Below are 15,899 nucleotides of genomic sequence, written 5' to 3' on the forward strand. Positions count from 1 at the left end.
CTGGTCTGGCAGGGCCTGCCCATGCAGTTTATCCTCCCCTGAGGAGAGATTGCCTTGACCGAGTCGCCTTTCATCCATCTTGCCGTCCGGTCCAGCTATTCGCTGCTGGAAAGCATGATTTCGCCCAAGGACGTGCAGGCCTGGTGCGAAGAGCATCTCGGGCCGGCGGTGGCGATTACTGACCGGAACAATTTGTTCGGTGCGCTTGAAATCTCGCTCACGCTTTCGGGCGCCGGAATCCAGCCGATCATGGCCTGCTGTTTCGATGTGGTGGAAGACGTCCCGCGGGCCGAACCATCACGCCTGTCGATCTACGCCCAGAACGAGACCGGCTATCGCCGCCTGATGTACCTGTCTTCGCGCGCCTATCTGGACGCGGCCGATGGTGTGCCGAAACTGTCCCGGTCGCTCGTCATGGAACAGACCGATGGATTGATCGTGCTGACCGGGGGCGCCGAAGGGGAAGCGGCGAAACACCTTCTCAAGGGCCGCGTCGCGGATGCGCGGACGGAACTGTCCACATTGGCCAATGCCTATCCGGGGCGGTGCTATGTCGAGATCACCCGCCATGGCACGCCGGAAGAGCGGGCGGTCGAAGAAGGCCTGATCGATCTCGCCTACGAATTGGACCTGCCGCTGGTCGCGACGCATGACGCCCGCTTCATGAAAGAGAGTGATGCGCAGGCGCATGACGCCATGATGTGTATTTCCAACGGAGAATATCTCGGCCAGCCGGACCGCAAACAGGTCAGCGCCCAGCAATACCTGAAAACCCCATCGGAAATGCGGCTGCTGTTCGCAGACCTGCCGGAAGCCATCGAAAATACGGTCGAGATTGCGCGGCGCTGTTCCGTCAAAGCCGAGAAACACGCGCCGATCCTGCCGAACTTCTCGAATGAAGGGCGGTCGGAGTCCGAGGAATTGCGCAAACAGGCCCTGGAAGGCCTCGAACTGCGCCTCAAGGAAGCAGACCAGCTTTATGCTGACCGCGAGACGTATTTCGAGCGGCTGGACTACGAGCTGGGCATCATCGAACGGATGGGGTTTCCCGGTTACTTCCTGATCGTTTCGGACTTTATCAAATGGGCCAAGGAACACGGCATTCCGGTCGGTCCGGGCCGGGGCTCGGGCGCCGGGTCGGTTGTTGCCTGGGTGCTGCTGATCACAGACCTTGATCCGCTGCGGTTCGATCTTCTGTTCGAGCGCTTCCTGAACCCCGAACGTGTCTCGATGCCTGACTTCGATGTCGACTTCTGTCAGGAGCGGCGCGGCGAAGTGATCCGTTATGTCCGCGACAAGTATGGCGCGGACTCTGTGGCCATGATCATCACCTTCGGTACGCTTCAGGCGAAGGCTGTTGTGCGCGATGTCGGCCGGGTGATGCAGATGCCGTATGGCCAGGTCGACCGGCTGGCCAAACTGATCCCGTTCAATCCGGCCAATCCGCCGAAGCTTCAGGACGCGATCGACGACGAGCCGAAATTCTATGAGGAGATGGACGCCGACGAGCGCGTCGGCGAACTCCTCAAGATCGCGCTCAAACTCGAAGGCAAGTACAGGAACGCCGGCACACACGCTGCCGGTGTCGTGATCGGCGACCGGCCGCTGGTCGAGCTGGTGCCACTGTACAACGATCCGCGGGCTGATCTTCCGGCGACCCAGTTCAACATGAAATATGCCGAGACGGCCGGACTGGTGAAGTTCGACTTCCTTGGCCTGAAAACCCTGACCGTGATCGACCGGGCGCTGAAATTCATCCGCCGCGACGGGCAGGATGTCGGACCGGAATGGAAGAGCCTGGACGATCAGTCCACCTACGACATGATGGGCAGCGGTGACACGCTGGGGGTCTTCCAGCTGGAAGGCGCGGGCATGCGGGACACGCTGAAAAAGGTGCGCCCGCACAGCCTGGAAGACGTGATCGCCATCATCTCGCTCTATCGTCCGGGCCCGATGGAGAACATCCCTGTCTATATTGAAGGCAAGGAGAACCCCGAAGGCGTTCAGTATGCCCACCCGGACCTGAAACCCGTGCTGGAAGCCACCTACGGCGTGCCGGTTTATCAGGAACAGGTCATGCGGATGGCGCAGGAAATCGCCGGCTATTCGCTCGGCGACGCTGACCTGCTGCGCCGTGCCATGGGTAAGAAAAAAGTCGAGGAGATGGTCGCCCAGCGCCAGCGCTTCGTGGAAGGCGCCGCGGCGAACAAGGATATGGCCGCGCCGCTTGCGAACGAAATCTTCGATACGATGGAGAAGTTCGCGGGCTACGGCTTCAACAAGTCTCACGCCGCTGCTTATGCGCTGATCGGGTACCACACCGGCTATCTGAAGCGGCATTTCCCGGTTGAGTTCCTGGCCGCTTCGATGAGCCTCGATCTCGGCAACACCGACAAGCTCGCCGCCTTCTTCCAGGAAGCCAAGCGGCTGAAGATTCCGGTGATTGCGCCGGACGTGAATTCCTCGACTGCCGATTTCGATGTGCGCGACGGGTCCATTGTCTACGCCCTCGGCGCGCTGAAGGGCGTCGGCCTCGAAGCGATGAAGCATGTCGTGGCCATCCGTGAGAAGGACGGCCCGTTCAAGGACATCTACGATTTTGCCGAACGGGTTGATCCCAAGCATGTGAACAAGAAGGCGTTCGAATCCCTCTCCAAGGCGGGGGCGTTCGATTGTTTCGACAAAAACCGGGCCCGCGTGCTGGCGGGTGCGCCGATGCTGGCCCAGATGGCGGCCAGCGCGGCGGAAGACCGGATGGGCGGGCAGGGCGGCCTGTTCGGCGATGCCGAGCCGGCCCTGCGGCCCGTGCTGCCTTCGGCCAAGGCGTGGAACGGCCAGCAGAAACTGGACGAGGAGTTCCGCTCCATCGGGTTCTATTTCTCCGGCCACCCGCTGGACGATGTGCTCTCCGGTCTCGACCGGGAGCGGGTGACGCTGGCGATGGAAATCGAGGAGCGGGCAGCGGACGGAAAACCTATCGAAATGATTGGTATCGTGCGCCTGCGGTCCGACAAGCCCGCCCGGAACGGCGGCAAGTTTGCCTTCCTCACCCTGTCTGACCCGACGGGGGAGGTGGAGATGATGGTCTTCCCGGAAACCCTGTCTCAGAATTACGAGTTGCTGCAGGTAGGCAATGCCGTGGCGGTGACGGTCGGGGTGAAGCGAAACGGGGAAGAGATCCGGCTCAATGCCGAACGGGTCCTGCCGCTGGAATCGGCGCGCCTCAGCCGGGGCATGGGGGCGCTGAAAATACGCCTCGCCGTGGGGGCGAATCCGGCGGAGATCGCCGGTGTGGTCCACCACCTCGCCAAACTGCCCGACGCCGAGCGCGGAGATATCCTGGTCGAAGTGCCGCTGGACGATGGCCGCATGGTCATCCTGAAACTGCCGGCGACCTATACGATCAACCTGAAAGCCCAGCGGGCGCTCAAGGATGTGCCGGGCGTCGAGCGGGTGGAGCCTCTGAAAGCCGCCTGAAGCGCGTCTGTGATCATGCCCGGCTCAACCCTGATCATGGCCTGGTCCGGTATGGTCATCATATGGTCATCGGAAGTCCTGCCAAAACAGGCGTCAGACCGCTTGCCCGACAGGGGAAATTCTGTATAAGCCGCCTCATCTTAAACCAGTTCACGGGTGCATCCGGTGCTGCGGGCCATAAGGGTCCAAAGTTCCACCCGTGACGGCCAACCGGATGGAGACAATCGATGGCCCTACCTGACTTCACCATGCGTCAGCTGCTCGAAGCTGGCGTTCACTTCGGTCACCAAACCCACCGCTGGAACCCGCGTATGAAGCCGTATATCTACGGCGACCGCTCCGGCATTCACATCATGGACCTGTCGAAGACTGTGCCGGCGCTGCACCAGTCATTGCTGTTCGTGCGTGATACGGTGGCCAAGGGCGGCCGCGTGCTGTTCGTCGGCACCAAGCGCCAGGCCCAGGAGCCGGTTGCTGAAGCCGCACAGCGCTGCGCCCAGTACTACATGAACCACCGCTGGCTCGGCGGCACGCTGACCAACTGGTCCACCGTGTCCAACTCGATCAAACAGCTGCGCGAACTGAACGCCATGTTCGAAAGCGGTGGCGGTTCCGGTCTGACCAAGAAAGAGCTGCTCGATCTGGAGCGTCGCCGCGAGAAACTGCAAAAGTCTCTGGGCGGTATCGCTGACATGGGCGGCCTGCCGTCGGCCATGATCGTGATCGACACCAACAAGGAAGCCATCGCTGTTCAGGAAGCCCGCAAGCTGGGCATCCCGGTTGTGGCTGTCCTGGATACGAACTGCGATCCGGCGGATGCCGACTACGGCTTCCCGGGCAATGACGACGCTGCACGCGCCATCTCGCTTTACTGCAACCTGTTCGCCGATGCCGTCCTCGACGGTCTCGCAGAATCCTCCGCCGGCCTCGGCATGGACCTGGGTGAGCTGGAAGATGTGACGGGCGTTGTGGAAGCTGACGTTGCTGCAGCAGATCAAACGGCTGACGAAACCGGCGCATAAGCCGCGCCGGTACAATCGAGACTGAGGGAATACAGCTATGGCTGAGATTACAGCTGCGCTTGTGAAGGCGCTCCGTGAAAAAACGGGCGCTGGTATGATGGACGCAAAAAAAGCGCTCGTCGAAAACAATGGTGATGAAGCTGCGGCCACTGAGTGGCTGCGTGCGAAGGGCCTGTCCAAGGCTGCCAAGAAGTCCGGCCGGACGGCCGCTGACGGCCTGGTGGCGGTTCAGGTGTCCGAAGACGGCAAGTCCGGCGCCATTGTCGAACTCAACGCCGAAACGGACTTCGTTGCCCGTAACGAGAAGTTCCAGTCCGCTCTGGCTGGTATCACCAAAGCCGCCCTGGGCACCGACGGTTCCGTCGAAGCTCTGGCTGGCGCCCCGTCGCCGGATGGCGAAGGTACGGTTGATGACCTGATCAAGCGTCTGATCGCCACGATCGGTGAGAACATGACCCTGCGCCGTTCGGCCAAGCTGACGGCCGATGGCAAAGTGGCCTCCTACATCCACAACGCCGAAGCCCCGGGCATGGGCAAGGTGGGTGTGCTGGTCGCGCTCGACGGTTCCGGTGATCTGGACGATATCGGCCGCAAGGTCGCGATGCACATCGCTGCGACGTCGCCGGCTGCGGCTACGACCGATGAGCTGGATCCGGCCATCGTCGAAGCTGAAAAGCGCGTTCTGACCGAGCAGGCTCGTGAAAGCGGCAAGCCGGACAATGTCATCGAGAAGATGATCGTTGGCCGCATGCAGAAGTTCTACAAGGAAGTCGTGCTCGTCGAGCAGCCTTTCGTCATGAACCCCGACCAGACGGTTGGTGAGTTCCTCAAAGGCGAAGGCGCGACGCTGAAGGGCTTCGTCAACTTCAAACTCGGTGAAGGCATCGAGAAAGAAGAAGACAACTTCGCAGACGAAGTCGCATCCATGACAAAAGGCGCCTGATCAGGCTTGCCTTTCTGCCCTTCAGGGGCTTTGAACATCCCGGTCGCCCATGACAGGCGGCCGGGAATCTTTTAGGAGGCCATAAGGCTTCCAGCGAAGGGAAAAATAAGATGCCGAGCGGGGAACCCGAGACAAGCGAGCTAAAGTACAAACGCGTACTGCTGAAGTTGTCGGGGGAAGCTCTGATGGGCCCCGGCCAGTTCGGAATCGATATCCCGACCTGCGAGAAATTTGCCAAGGCAATCAAGGAAGCCCGGGAAGCCGGCGCTGAGGTCTGCCTTGTCATCGGAGGCGGCAACATCTTCCGTGGTGTCGCCGGAGCGGCAAAAGGCATGGACCGCGCCCAGGCAGACTCCATGGGCATGCTGGCCACCGTCATGAACGCGCTCGCCATGCAGAGTGTCCTGGAGAACATGGACGTGCCGACGCGTGTCCTGTCGGCCATTCACATGGAAGCCATCTGCGAGCCCTATATTCGCCGCCGGGCCCAGCGACACATGGAGAAGGGCCGGATCGTCATCTTTGCCGCCGGTATCGGCAACCCGTTCTTCACCACCGACACAGGCGCAGCCCTGCGCGCCATCGAAATGAACTGCGACGCCCTTCTGAAGGGGACTCAGGTGGACGGTGTTTACACCGCCGATCCGAAGCTGGACGCGACGGCCACGCGATACGACGATGTGTCCTATCAGGAATTGCTGGTCAAAGACCTTCGTGTGATGGACTCTTCAGCGGTCAGTCTGATGCGTGACAACAACATCCCGATCGTGGTGTTCTCGCTGAAGGAAGAAGGGTCGCTACTGAAAGTGCTGCACGGTCAGGGCACCTCGACGACAATTGCGAACAAGGGAGCGTCTTCCAAATGAGCTACGACAAGAAAGATCTCGAACGCCGCATGGAAGGCGCGTTGACATCGCTCTCTACGGAATTTGGCGGTCTGCGTACCGGCCGGGCTTCGGTGAACCTGCTCGATTCGATCATGGTGCCGGCTTACGGCTCGACTGTTCCGCTGAACCAGGTTGCGTCTGTGACGGTGACCGATACGCGGATGCTGTCCGTAAATGTCTGGGACAAGACTGTCGTCGGTGCTGCAGATCGCGCAATCCGGGAGTCTGGCCTGGGGCTCAATCCGGTTGTTGATGGGCAGAATCTTCGCCTGCCGATTCCACCGCTGAACGAGGAGCGGCGCAAGGAACTCCAGAAGGTCGCCGGCAAATACGCCGAATCCGCGCGTGTGGCGATCCGCAACATCCGCCGGGATGGCATGGACAGCCTCAAGGCGATGGAAAAAGACGGCGAGATCAGTGAAGACCGCCATCACGCCCTGTCCGATGAAGTCCAGAAGCTGACGGACACCTACGTCGCCAAAGTCGACGAGGCCCTGAAGGCCAAGGAAGCGGAGATCATGCAGGTCTGATGTCCGGCGAACCCGCCCCCGCTTCAGAGGGCGCCGGGGCACACGGGCTGCCGGGGCCGCAGCATGTTGCCATCATCATGGATGGCAATGGCCGCTGGGCGAAGGCCAGGGGCCTGCCGCGTGCAGCGGGTCATGAGCGCGGGGTAGAGGCCTTGCGCCGGACCGTCGAAGCTGCACCGGAACTCGGCATCCGATATCTGACGGTCTTTTCGTTCTCGACCGAAAACTGGCGCCGGCCGGCGGCAGAGGTCAGCGCACTGTTCGGCCTTCTGAAGGCTTACGTGCAGCGTGACCTCGGACGTCTGAAACGGGAAGGCGTGCGAATCCGGGTCCTTGGGCGCCGGGAGGGGCTGCCGAAGGATATTGCCGACCTCGTGGACAAAGCCGAACGCGAAACGGCCGAGAATTCCGATTTCTACCTCAACATCGCCTTCAACTATGGCGGCCGGGAAGAGATACTCCGCGCGGCCCAGAGATTGTCTGCTGCAATCCAGAGCGGTGAAGTGGAGACAGAATCTGTCGACGAAGCGACGTTTGAGAGGTTCCTCGACACGGATGGCATTCCGGATCCGGACTTGCTGATCCGGACCAGCGGGGAATACCGCTTGTCCAATTTCCTGCTCTGGCAGGCCGCCTATGCGGAGCTGATCTTCACTGATGTGCTCTGGCCCGACTTCGACAAATCGTCCCTGGAACACGCGATTTCGGATTTCAGAAACCGGGAACGCCGGTTCGGTGCTGTTACATCGGAGCCGCGCTGATGGGTGATTGGACTCCCCGGGAGCTCAGGTTTTCAAATCTGGGGCTGCGGCTGATGTCTTCAGCCATCCTGATCCCGCTCGGAATTGCGGCTGTCTGGTCCGGTGGCTGGGGATTGGCGGTCGCCTGCGCGGCGGCGGCTGGCGTCATGGCATGGGAATGGGGACACATCAGCGGCTTCATAAAGCCGGCTCTGCTGGTCGTATTCGCTGCCCTCGCATGCCTTGCGCTTCCCATCGGCAATACCGGCGTTGCGCTGGGCGTTATTCTGGCCGGGATTGTCTTTGCGGCCATGACGGCAAAAGGCGGGTGGAACCACCGGGGAAGTGCGGTCTTTGGCCTGATCTACGTGACATTGCTGCCGGCCTCTCTGTGGCTCTTGCGTGAAGGGCCTTGGGACGGGCGGTCTGCAGCGCTCTATTTCATGTCATTCGTCTGGGCGTCCGATGCGGCGGCTTACTTCACCGGCCGGGGACTTGGCGGCCCGCGGCTCTTGCCGAAGGAAAGCCCGAACAAGACCTGGAGCGGTGCGATTGGGGCGGTCATTGCCTGCATTGTTTGCGGTGTTGCGGCGGCAGATATTCAGCGCGTGCCTTTCGCGGGCTGGATCCTGGCGGGCATCTCCATTTCTGTTGTCGCGCAATTGGGTGACCTGTTTGAAAGCGGACTGAAGCGCCGTTTTCAGGTCAAGGATTCCGGATCGATCCTGCCGGGACATGGTGGGGTGATGGACCGTGTGGACGGCCTCGGCGCGGTCGCCTTCATCACCGTGCTGGCTTTCTACATTGCCCCGGACCTGCCCGATATGCTTGGGCTCTCTGCATGACCTCCAAACGCACCGTTTCTGTGATGGGATCGACCGGGTCCATTGGATGCTCGGCAATCGATGTGATCCGTCACGCGAACAAAAGCCGTGATGGCGGTTTCGAGGTTGTCGCGCTGACGGCTGGCGGAAACGCAGAAATGCTGGCCGACCAGGCGCTGGAATGCCGCCCCCAGATTGCGGTCATTGCAGATGAGCGCCAGCTGCCTGTTCTGAGAGACCGGCTGGCCGGAAGCGGTATTGAGGTCGCTGGAGGGCGCGCTGCTGTGACGGAAGCGGCGACGCGGCCAGCCAGAGTCCTGGCGGCCATTGTGGGCGCGGCCGGACTGGAGTCGACACTGGCGGCCGTCCAGGCTGGCAATGATGTGGCGATTGCCAACAAGGAAAGCGTCGTTTGCGGTGGGCGGCTTATCCTCTCGGAAGCAAAAAAGGCCGGGGTGACGGTCCTGCCTGTCGATTCAGAGCATAGCGCGATCCATCAATGCCTGGGAGACGGCCGGGCGCTTGAACGGCTGACCATCACGGCCTCTGGCGGCCCGTTCCGGACCGCGACCATGGACGAGATGCGCGTGGCCAGCCCCAAAGCCGCCGCCGCCCACCCGAACTGGGCCATGGGTATCAAGAATTCCATCGACAGTGCCACCTTGATGAACAAGGCGCTGGAGTTCATCGAAGCAGCCTATCTTTTCGACGTTCCAGCCGAACAGATCGATGTGATCATTCACCCGCAATCCATCATTCATGGCATGGCGCATTTCACGGATGGATCGGTCATCGCCCAGTTGGGCGCTCCGGATATGCGGACACCCATATCTTACGCGCTTGGCTGGCCGGATCGTGTTGCAACGACAGTGGATCGGCTCGATCTCGTGAGCCTGGCAAAACTCGACTTTGAGGCCGTGGACAGCGCCAAATTTCCCGCCGTTGACCTTGCGCGGGAGGCTTTTGCCGCCGGGCCCGGCGCCACGACGGTATTAAATTGCGCTAATGAAGCCGCCGTTTCTGCATTTATTGCGGGCCAATGCGGGTTTCTGGACATAAGCTTGGTGGTAAAGGAAGTGTTGAGTCGCTTCCTTTCCGGCAATATGGCCGGGATGGCATGCAGTTCGCTAGAAGAGATCGGCCAGCTGGACCGGTACGCGCGTGCAGCGGCTGAAGATGTGTTGACGCGGGCCCCGGGTGGTGGGGCGGAGGGTAGAACGCTTGGGTGAGTTGCTGAGCCAAGGTCCTTTGTTTCTGGCTTGCCTCATCTTCATGATGGGCATCGTCGTAATTGTCCACGAATACGGTCACTACCTTGCCGGCCGTGCGTTTGGCGCCGCAGTCGAGTCATTTTCTATCGGCTTTGGAAGCCCGATTTACGAACGGAAAGACAAGCGCGGAACGCGCTGGCGCATCAACTGGATTCCCCTCGGCGGCTTCGTGAAGTTTGCAGGCGAGGCGCAAACAGCTGGCGACATCGGCAAGATTGAAGGCGGCCTGGTCGGGCGGCCTTATCCGGACCTGAGCGTCGGTCAGCGTTCCATCGTCAGCCTTGCCGGGCCTCTCGCCAATTTCGTTCTCGCCAGTGTGATATTTGCCCTGATGATCGGCACGTTCGGGCGTCCGAATGTCGAGATCGGCGTCTATGCCGTCAATGACGGAGCTCCCGCCGCAATGGCAGGAATGGAGGCCGGTGACATTGTTGTTTCGGCCAATGGCAAACCTGTGAAGATGGCCAGCGATATTCAGCTGGCTGTGATGCTCAATCCGGGCACACCCGTGAATTTCGTCGTCCGCCGCGATGATGTGGAGCGGACTCTTGTGATTACGCCCAAGGAGATGGTGCGTGAGAACGAAGTCGGCCAGATGGTGCCACAGGGCACAATTGGCGTGAGTCTGGCCAGTGTCAGCGTTCAGGCGCCCACCCGCTACAATCCGGTGGAGGCAGTCGGGCAGGGTGTCATCCAGACCGGAAAGACAATTGAACAGACTGTCACCATGCTAAGCCGGATCATAACCGGACGCATGTCCGTCCATACCATGTCCGGCCCTGTCGGGATCGGAGACGTATCACGCCGAATCGTGAACCGCGTCTGGTCGCAGGAAGATGTCTCCGTTGGTACCCGAATATCGGAGCTGTTCTGGATGCTCCTGGGTATGTGCGCTTCGATCTCGGTGGGGATCGGCTTTTTCAATCTGTTGCCGCTGCCGGTGCTGGATGGCGGACACCTTGTATTTAATGCATACGAAGCCCTGACCGGTCGTCACTTGCCGGAAAAAGTGCAGGAGGTGAGCCTGACATTCGGTCTCATCCTGTTATTGGGGATGGTCGTCGTCATTACGTGGGGCGATGTCATCGAAACCGGCCTGTTTGGCAGCGGGAGCGGCTAAGCTGGCCGGATCAGGGACTAATCAGAGAGTTAATTCGACGATGCGTAAGTTTCTTGCAGCGACCTTCATGGCGACCAGCGTCTTCGCGCTTCAGTGCGTGATCGGCGTATCCGGTTCGGCACAGGCGCAGGAAGACAACCGGTATGGCGGAACGATCCGTTCTATCGTTGTCGAGGGAAACCGGCGTATCGAAGCGCGTACGGTCCAGTCGTACCTGTTGCTGGAACCCGGTGACGCGTTCGATCCGAATCGCATCGACCTGTCCCTGAAGACCCTGTTTGCGACCAATCTTTTTGCGGACGTCTCCATCGACCGCCTCGGGGATGACCTCATCGTCCGCGTTGTTGAGAACCCGATCATCAACCGCGTGATTTTCGAGGGCAACAAGGCGCTCAAGGAAGACAAGCTCAAGGAAGAAATCCAGGCAGAGCCGCGCGGTATCTTCACCGCTGCCCGGGTACAGAGCGATGTACAGCGCATTCTTGAACTCTATCGCCAGTCCGGCCGCTTCGCCGTCAAGGTCGAACCGCAATACAAACCGCTCGAGCAGAACCGTGTTGATCTGATCTTCCAGATCACCGAAGGCCCCGTTACCGGCGTTCGAGCGATCAACTTCATTGGGAATGAAGCCTATACGGACTCCCGCCTGCGCAGTGAGATCGTCACCAAGCAATCCCGTTTCTGGCGCTTTTTCAGCTCCAACGACAATTACGATCCCGGACGGCTGGAATACGACCGGGATCAGTTGCGCCAGTTCTATCAGAATAATGGGTACTATGATTTCCGCGTGACCTCGGCCGTTGCCGAACTGACGCCGGACCAGAAAGACTTCTACATCACCATGACGGTCGATGAGGGACGTCAGTATGATTTTGGTGAGGTCAAGGTCGAGACCGCTCTTGAGAAGCTGAACGCGCAGGCGCTCCAGGCAGCGGTTCCGATTCAGGAAGGGGCGCTGTTCAAGGGCGACCTGATCGAAAGCACCATCGATTCTCTCACATATGCGGCCGGTATCGCTGGCTACGCCTTTGTAGACATCCGCCCGCAATTGGATGTGAACCCGGACACAGGCCGGATCGACGTCACGTTCGTCGTGGATGAAGGTCCGCGCGTTTATATCGACCGCATCAACATCGTCGGAAACACGCAGACGCTCGACCGCGTGATCCGCCGGGAACTCAGAATTTCCGAAGGCGATGCCTTCAACCGGATTCTTCTGGACCGTTCCAAGAACCGTGTTCGCGCGCTTGGCTACTTCAAGGAAGTCGAGATCGAGGAAGTCCCGACGGATGAGCCGGACCGCACGATCGTCAATGTGAGCGTGCAGGAACAGCCGACTGGCGAACTTTCGTTTGCAGCAGGTTTCTCTTCGGTCGATTCCTACCTCCTCGACCTTTCCGCGAGTCAACGGAACCTGCGCGGACGCGGTCAGTCGGTGGTCGCGCGTATCTCGACCTCCAGCCGCCAGCAGGTCGTGGATCTTCGCTTTACCGAGCCGCGTTTCCTGGACCGAAATCTCTCCGCCGGCATCGACATCTTCGCCACACGGCAAGACTTCGGCGACATTTCCTATTTCACCAGTGACACCTATGGGGCCGGGCTGCGGGTCGGCTTCCCGCTGACAGAGCGGCTGCAGCTGGGACTTAGCTATCGTCTGCAATATGACGATATCGACGTGACCGACCAACCCTACCTGATTGATCTCGCCACGGGTCTGCCGTCGAGCCGCACCATACAGACGGGCGGTCAGGATACGCCCAATGATACAACTGACGATACTTTCCGGCGTGCAGGGCCAAGCGATGCCATCGACGGACAGGAAATCGTTCTGGACCGTTGCGACCCTTCATACCTTTTCCGCGAGACAATCTGCCGTTCGGAACGCTCTGACCTATCCAGCATTTTGGGCTACCAGCTGTACTGGGATCGCAAGAATGATCCGATTACCCCAACTCGCGGGTTCGATATGTCGCTCAGCCAGGATCTGGCCGGTATTGGCGGCGATGTCCATTATCTGCGAACGGAAACGACAGCGTCCTTCTATCGCGGCATCTGGAAAGGTGTCGTGGCCAGTGCGCGCCTGTCCGGAGGGTATGTCTTCCCACTTGAAAACGGCGAAGGAATCCGGATCAACAATCGTTTCTTCCGTGGTGGTTCAACCTTCCGCGGATTTGATGTTGCCGGTCTCGGACCGCGGGAAATCCTTCGCGTGATCGATCCGGTCACGGGCGAACTCGTGACCACACGGCGCCTGAATGCTCAGGGCGGGAACCTTTACTATCAGGGTACGTTCGAACTCAGCCTGCCCAACGTTTTCCCGGAAGAGTATGGCATCAAAAGTGCCTTGTTCGTGGATGCGGGTTCCCTGGGAACGCTGCGCGGACCCGACAAGGCTCCGACGATTTATACGACAGACCCTCAAACGGGGCTGCCGGCTGTGCGGCTTACCAAGGACGCAGCCGCGCTGCGGGCGGCAGCAGGTCTCAGTGTCTTCTGGAACTCGCCGTTTGGTCCGATCCGCTTCGACTTCTCTCAAATCCTCCGCAAAGAGGATTATGACCGGACAGAGACGTTCCGGTTCTCGACTTCAACACGCTTCTAATCGCAAGCCCCCAGAATGGAGACTAGCATGTCCCACCTCAAGAAAATCCTGTGTGCCTTCGCATTGCTTATCGGCAGTGCCGCTTTCACGGCCCCGGTGGCCGCGGCACAAGGCAGCAATGTTATCGCCATTGATGAAGTGAAGATCCTTCGCGACAGCAAGGCTGGCAAGGATATGGCGACAAAACTCAACAACATCGAAACACAGATGAACGGCGAGCTGACACCGGAACGGAACACGCTGCAAACCGAAGGCCAGGCACTGGACGCCAAACTGGCCGGCAAGACCCGCGAGCAGGTGAATGGCGATACCGCTCTGGTTTCAGAGTTGAATGGCTATCAGGCAAAAGCGAACGCTTTCGCTGCGAAAGCGAAACGGGCGTCGCAGGAATTCTCGCTGACCGAGCGTGTTGCGCTGGCGACCTTCAACAAGGCCCTTGAACCGGTCCTGCTTCAGGTCATTCAGGAAAAGAATGCCGATGTCGTCGTGTCCAAGAGTTCGGTGGTCTATTCCGCTGACAAGATCGATGCGACCGATCTTGTGATCCAGAAGCTGGATGCGGCTACACCGACCCTGACCGTGACCCGCCAGAAAATTCCGGATCAACCGGCAAATCCGCAGTAACGGAGCATAATCGTGACGGTTGATCCGCGGTTCTACGCGCCATTAGGGGCTTTGACGCTCGGCCAGATAGCGGAATTGACCGATGCGGTAATGGAAGGCGACGGCGATCTGCCTGTGTCGGGCATCGCCTCCGCCGCCAATGCCCAGGCAGGCGATCTCGCCTTCCTGGACGGTAACGGCAAGTCCGTCCCCGAGATCTCGGCGAATGCCGGGATTTTCGTGACCAATGAAGCCAATCTTCAATATGTCCCTGAAGGTGCATCGAAGTTGGTGACTCGCTTCCCGCGCTATGCCCACTCCGTGGCGGCACTGGCGATGTACAAGCCCCGCCATCTGGACTGGACGGGTGAGGCCCGGATTTCACCTGATGCTCAGGTGCATGAGGGGGCGCATGTTTCGCCGGGGGCGGTTATCGGCCCTGGGGCAGTTGTTGGTGAAGGCAGTTGGATCGGCCCCAACGCTTCGTTGGGTCCGGGCGTTCAGGTCGGGCGGCACTGTCAGATCGGGGCCAATACAAGCGTATTCTGCGCATTGCTCGGAGATCATGTGACCTTGCTGGCGGGCGCGCGTATCGGCGAAGCCGGATTTGGCGTGCTTGCTGCGCCAGACGGACAGCGCGATGCGCCGCATTTCGGGCGTGTGATCTTGCAGGATCACGTCTCAATTGGCGCAAATACCTGTATCGACCGCGGCGTCTTCGAGGATACGATTATGGGCGAGCGCACCAAGATCGATAATCTCAGCCAGATCGCTCACAATGTCGTTTTTGGGCGTTCTGTTATCATGGCGGCGTTTGGGGGCATCTCAGGCTCCGTCAGGGTTGGCAATCACGCCATGATCGGTGGGCGGGTTGGTATTGCCGACCATGTCAGGGTCGGTGATGGTGTTAGCCTGGCGGCCTCCTCGGGCCTGTTCCGGAATATCGAGGATGGTGAAACCTGGGGCGGCACGCCTGCAAAGCCGATCCGCCAGTGGATGCGTGAAGTCGCCTGGTTGCAGAAACAGGCAAACCCGAAGAAAAATAACTGAACGGCGCACTTTCCGCGCCGGCATTCAGAGACGCAGCCATGCCGACACAAATACATCCTACCGCGTTCGTTGAAGACGGCGCCCAGCTTGGCACGGATGTCACGATTGGTCCGTTCTGCCATGTCAGCGCAAACGCGGTGATTGGCGATGGGTGCAGTCTGCACTCCCATGCTGTCGTGACTGGGCACACAAGCGTCGGACGGAACAGCGTCCTGTTTCCACACGCGACATTGGGGTGCAGCCCGCAGGTCATCGGCTTTGAGAGCACGCCTGATTCCCGCCTCGAAGTGGGCGAGAATTGTACGTTCCGCGAATACGCCACTGCCCACGCCGGCATGCCGAAGTTCGGTGGCCTGACGAAAGTCGGCGACCACTGCTACATTATGATCGGCGCGCACATCGCCCATGACAATGTCATCGGAAATCATGTCGTGATGGCGAATAATGTGTCGCTGGCCGGCCATATCGAAGTGGGAGACCATGTCTGGTTCGGTGGACTCGCCGCAGTTCATCAGTTCTCCCGTATCGGCCGCAATGCATTCGTTGGCGGTGGCGCGATCGTGGTGGAAGACATCATTCCCTTCGGATCGGTCGTCGGAAACCATGCCAAACTGTCCGGCCTCAACATGGTTGGGCTGAAACGGCGTGGATTCGATAAAAGCCAGCTGATGCAGATCCGCAGCGCCTACAAGGCCGTCTTTTTTGGGGATGGTTTGTTCAAGGAGCGTCTTGCAAAGGCAGCGGCCGATTTCGCAGATCAACCGCTCGCAATGGAGCTGATTTCCTTTATCCAGGCTGGTGGAGACCGGCCGATCTGCAAGCCGGCCTGA

13 protein-coding genes are annotated in these 15,899 nt (G+C 59.9%); all 13 read left to right on the forward strand.

Features of this window, described 5'->3' with window-relative positions; genetic code table 11:
* The first annotated feature begins 54 nt into the window (after positions 1-54).
* A complete protein-coding gene (dnaE, locus tag HAD_RS12315; protein ID WP_156942274.1) occupies positions 55-3,477 on the forward strand; it encodes a DNA polymerase III subunit alpha in 3,423 nt (1,140 codons plus the stop codon).
* Between the two features lie 227 nt (positions 3,478-3,704).
* Positions 3,705-4,499 carry a 30S ribosomal protein S2 gene (gene rpsB, locus HAD_RS12320; protein WP_035572253.1) on the forward strand — a complete coding sequence of 265 codons (795 nt, stop codon included), beginning with the start codon at positions 3,705-3,707 and terminating at the stop codon, positions 4,497-4,499.
* Between the two features lie 37 nt (positions 4,500-4,536).
* Positions 4,537-5,442, forward strand: a complete 906-nt coding sequence (gene tsf / locus HAD_RS12325) for a translation elongation factor Ts (protein WP_035572255.1) — start codon at positions 4,537-4,539, stop codon at positions 5,440-5,442.
* A gap of 110 nt (positions 5,443-5,552) precedes the next feature.
* Positions 5,553-6,308 carry a UMP kinase gene (gene pyrH / locus HAD_RS12330; protein WP_035572257.1) on the forward strand — a complete coding sequence of 252 codons (756 nt, stop codon included), beginning with the start codon at positions 5,553-5,555 and terminating at the stop codon, positions 6,306-6,308.
* Positions 6,305-6,859: a ribosome recycling factor gene (gene frr / locus HAD_RS12335; protein WP_035572258.1), complete on the forward strand. Its 555-nt coding sequence runs from the start codon at positions 6,305-6,307 to the stop codon at positions 6,857-6,859. The genes pyrH and frr overlap by 4 nt, the downstream gene beginning before the upstream one ends.
* Complete coding sequence (locus HAD_RS12340; RefSeq protein ID WP_035572260.1) at positions 6,859-7,620, forward strand: isoprenyl transferase; 762 nt, start codon at positions 6,859-6,861, stop codon at positions 7,618-7,620. Before frr ends, HAD_RS12340 begins: the two co-directional genes overlap by 1 nt.
* A gap of 53 nt (positions 7,621-7,673) precedes the next feature.
* Positions 7,674-8,444 carry a phosphatidate cytidylyltransferase gene (locus tag HAD_RS12345; protein ID WP_035572262.1) on the forward strand — a complete coding sequence of 257 codons (771 nt, stop codon included), beginning with the start codon at positions 7,674-7,676 and terminating at the stop codon, positions 8,442-8,444.
* Positions 8,441-9,652 carry a 1-deoxy-D-xylulose-5-phosphate reductoisomerase gene (gene dxr, locus HAD_RS12350; RefSeq protein WP_051596263.1) on the forward strand — a complete coding sequence of 404 codons (1,212 nt, stop codon included), beginning with the start codon at positions 8,441-8,443 and terminating at the stop codon, positions 9,650-9,652. Before HAD_RS12345 ends, dxr begins: the two co-directional genes overlap by 4 nt.
* Complete coding sequence (locus HAD_RS12355) at positions 9,645-10,814, forward strand: M50 family metallopeptidase (protein ID WP_156942275.1); 1,170 nt, start codon at positions 9,645-9,647, stop codon at positions 10,812-10,814. Before dxr ends, HAD_RS12355 begins: the two co-directional genes overlap by 8 nt.
* Positions 10,815-10,854: 40 nt before the next feature.
* On the forward strand, positions 10,855-13,416 hold the full coding sequence (gene bamA / locus HAD_RS12360) for an outer membrane protein assembly factor BamA (protein WP_035572263.1): 2,562 nt from the start codon (positions 10,855-10,857) through the stop codon (positions 13,414-13,416).
* 27 nt (positions 13,417-13,443) lie between these two features.
* A complete protein-coding gene (locus tag HAD_RS12365) occupies positions 13,444-14,040 on the forward strand; it encodes an OmpH family outer membrane protein (RefSeq protein WP_035572265.1) in 597 nt (198 codons plus the stop codon).
* A gap of 12 nt (positions 14,041-14,052) precedes the next feature.
* Positions 14,053-15,069 carry a UDP-3-O-(3-hydroxymyristoyl)glucosamine N-acyltransferase gene (gene lpxD / locus HAD_RS12370; RefSeq protein WP_035572266.1) on the forward strand — a complete coding sequence of 339 codons (1,017 nt, stop codon included), beginning with the start codon at positions 14,053-14,055 and terminating at the stop codon, positions 15,067-15,069.
* A 38-nt stretch (positions 15,070-15,107) separates the two neighbouring features.
* Positions 15,108-15,899 carry an acyl-ACP--UDP-N-acetylglucosamine O-acyltransferase gene (gene lpxA, locus HAD_RS12375; RefSeq protein ID WP_035572267.1) on the forward strand — a complete coding sequence of 264 codons (792 nt, stop codon included), beginning with the start codon at positions 15,108-15,110 and terminating at the stop codon, positions 15,897-15,899.

Source organism: Hyphomonas adhaerens MHS-3, from assembly GCF_000685235.1.
Taxonomy (GTDB): Bacteria; Pseudomonadota; Alphaproteobacteria; order Caulobacterales; family Hyphomonadaceae; genus Hyphomonas; species Hyphomonas adhaerens.

Coding starts and splice junctions, on each gene's coding strand:
- dxr (WP_051596263.1), top strand. CDS start 8,441: ATGACCTCCAAACGCACCGTTTCTGTGATGGGATCGACCGGGTCCATT.
- bamA (WP_035572263.1), top strand. CDS start 10,855: ATGCGTAAGTTTCTTGCAGCGACCTTCATGGCGACCAGCGTCTTCGCG.
- rpsB (WP_035572253.1), top strand. CDS start 3,705: ATGGCCCTACCTGACTTCACCATGCGTCAGCTGCTCGAAGCTGGCGTT.
- HAD_RS12340 (WP_035572260.1), top strand. CDS start 6,859: ATGTCCGGCGAACCCGCCCCCGCTTCAGAGGGCGCCGGGGCACACGGG.
- lpxA (WP_035572267.1), top strand. CDS start 15,108: ATGCCGACACAAATACATCCTACCGCGTTCGTTGAAGACGGCGCCCAG.
- tsf (WP_035572255.1), top strand. CDS start 4,537: ATGGCTGAGATTACAGCTGCGCTTGTGAAGGCGCTCCGTGAAAAAACG.
- pyrH (WP_035572257.1), top strand. CDS start 5,553: ATGCCGAGCGGGGAACCCGAGACAAGCGAGCTAAAGTACAAACGCGTA.
- frr (WP_035572258.1), top strand. CDS start 6,305: ATGAGCTACGACAAGAAAGATCTCGAACGCCGCATGGAAGGCGCGTTG.
- HAD_RS12345 (WP_035572262.1), top strand. CDS start 7,674: ATGTCTTCAGCCATCCTGATCCCGCTCGGAATTGCGGCTGTCTGGTCC.
- HAD_RS12365 (WP_035572265.1), top strand. CDS start 13,444: ATGTCCCACCTCAAGAAAATCCTGTGTGCCTTCGCATTGCTTATCGGC.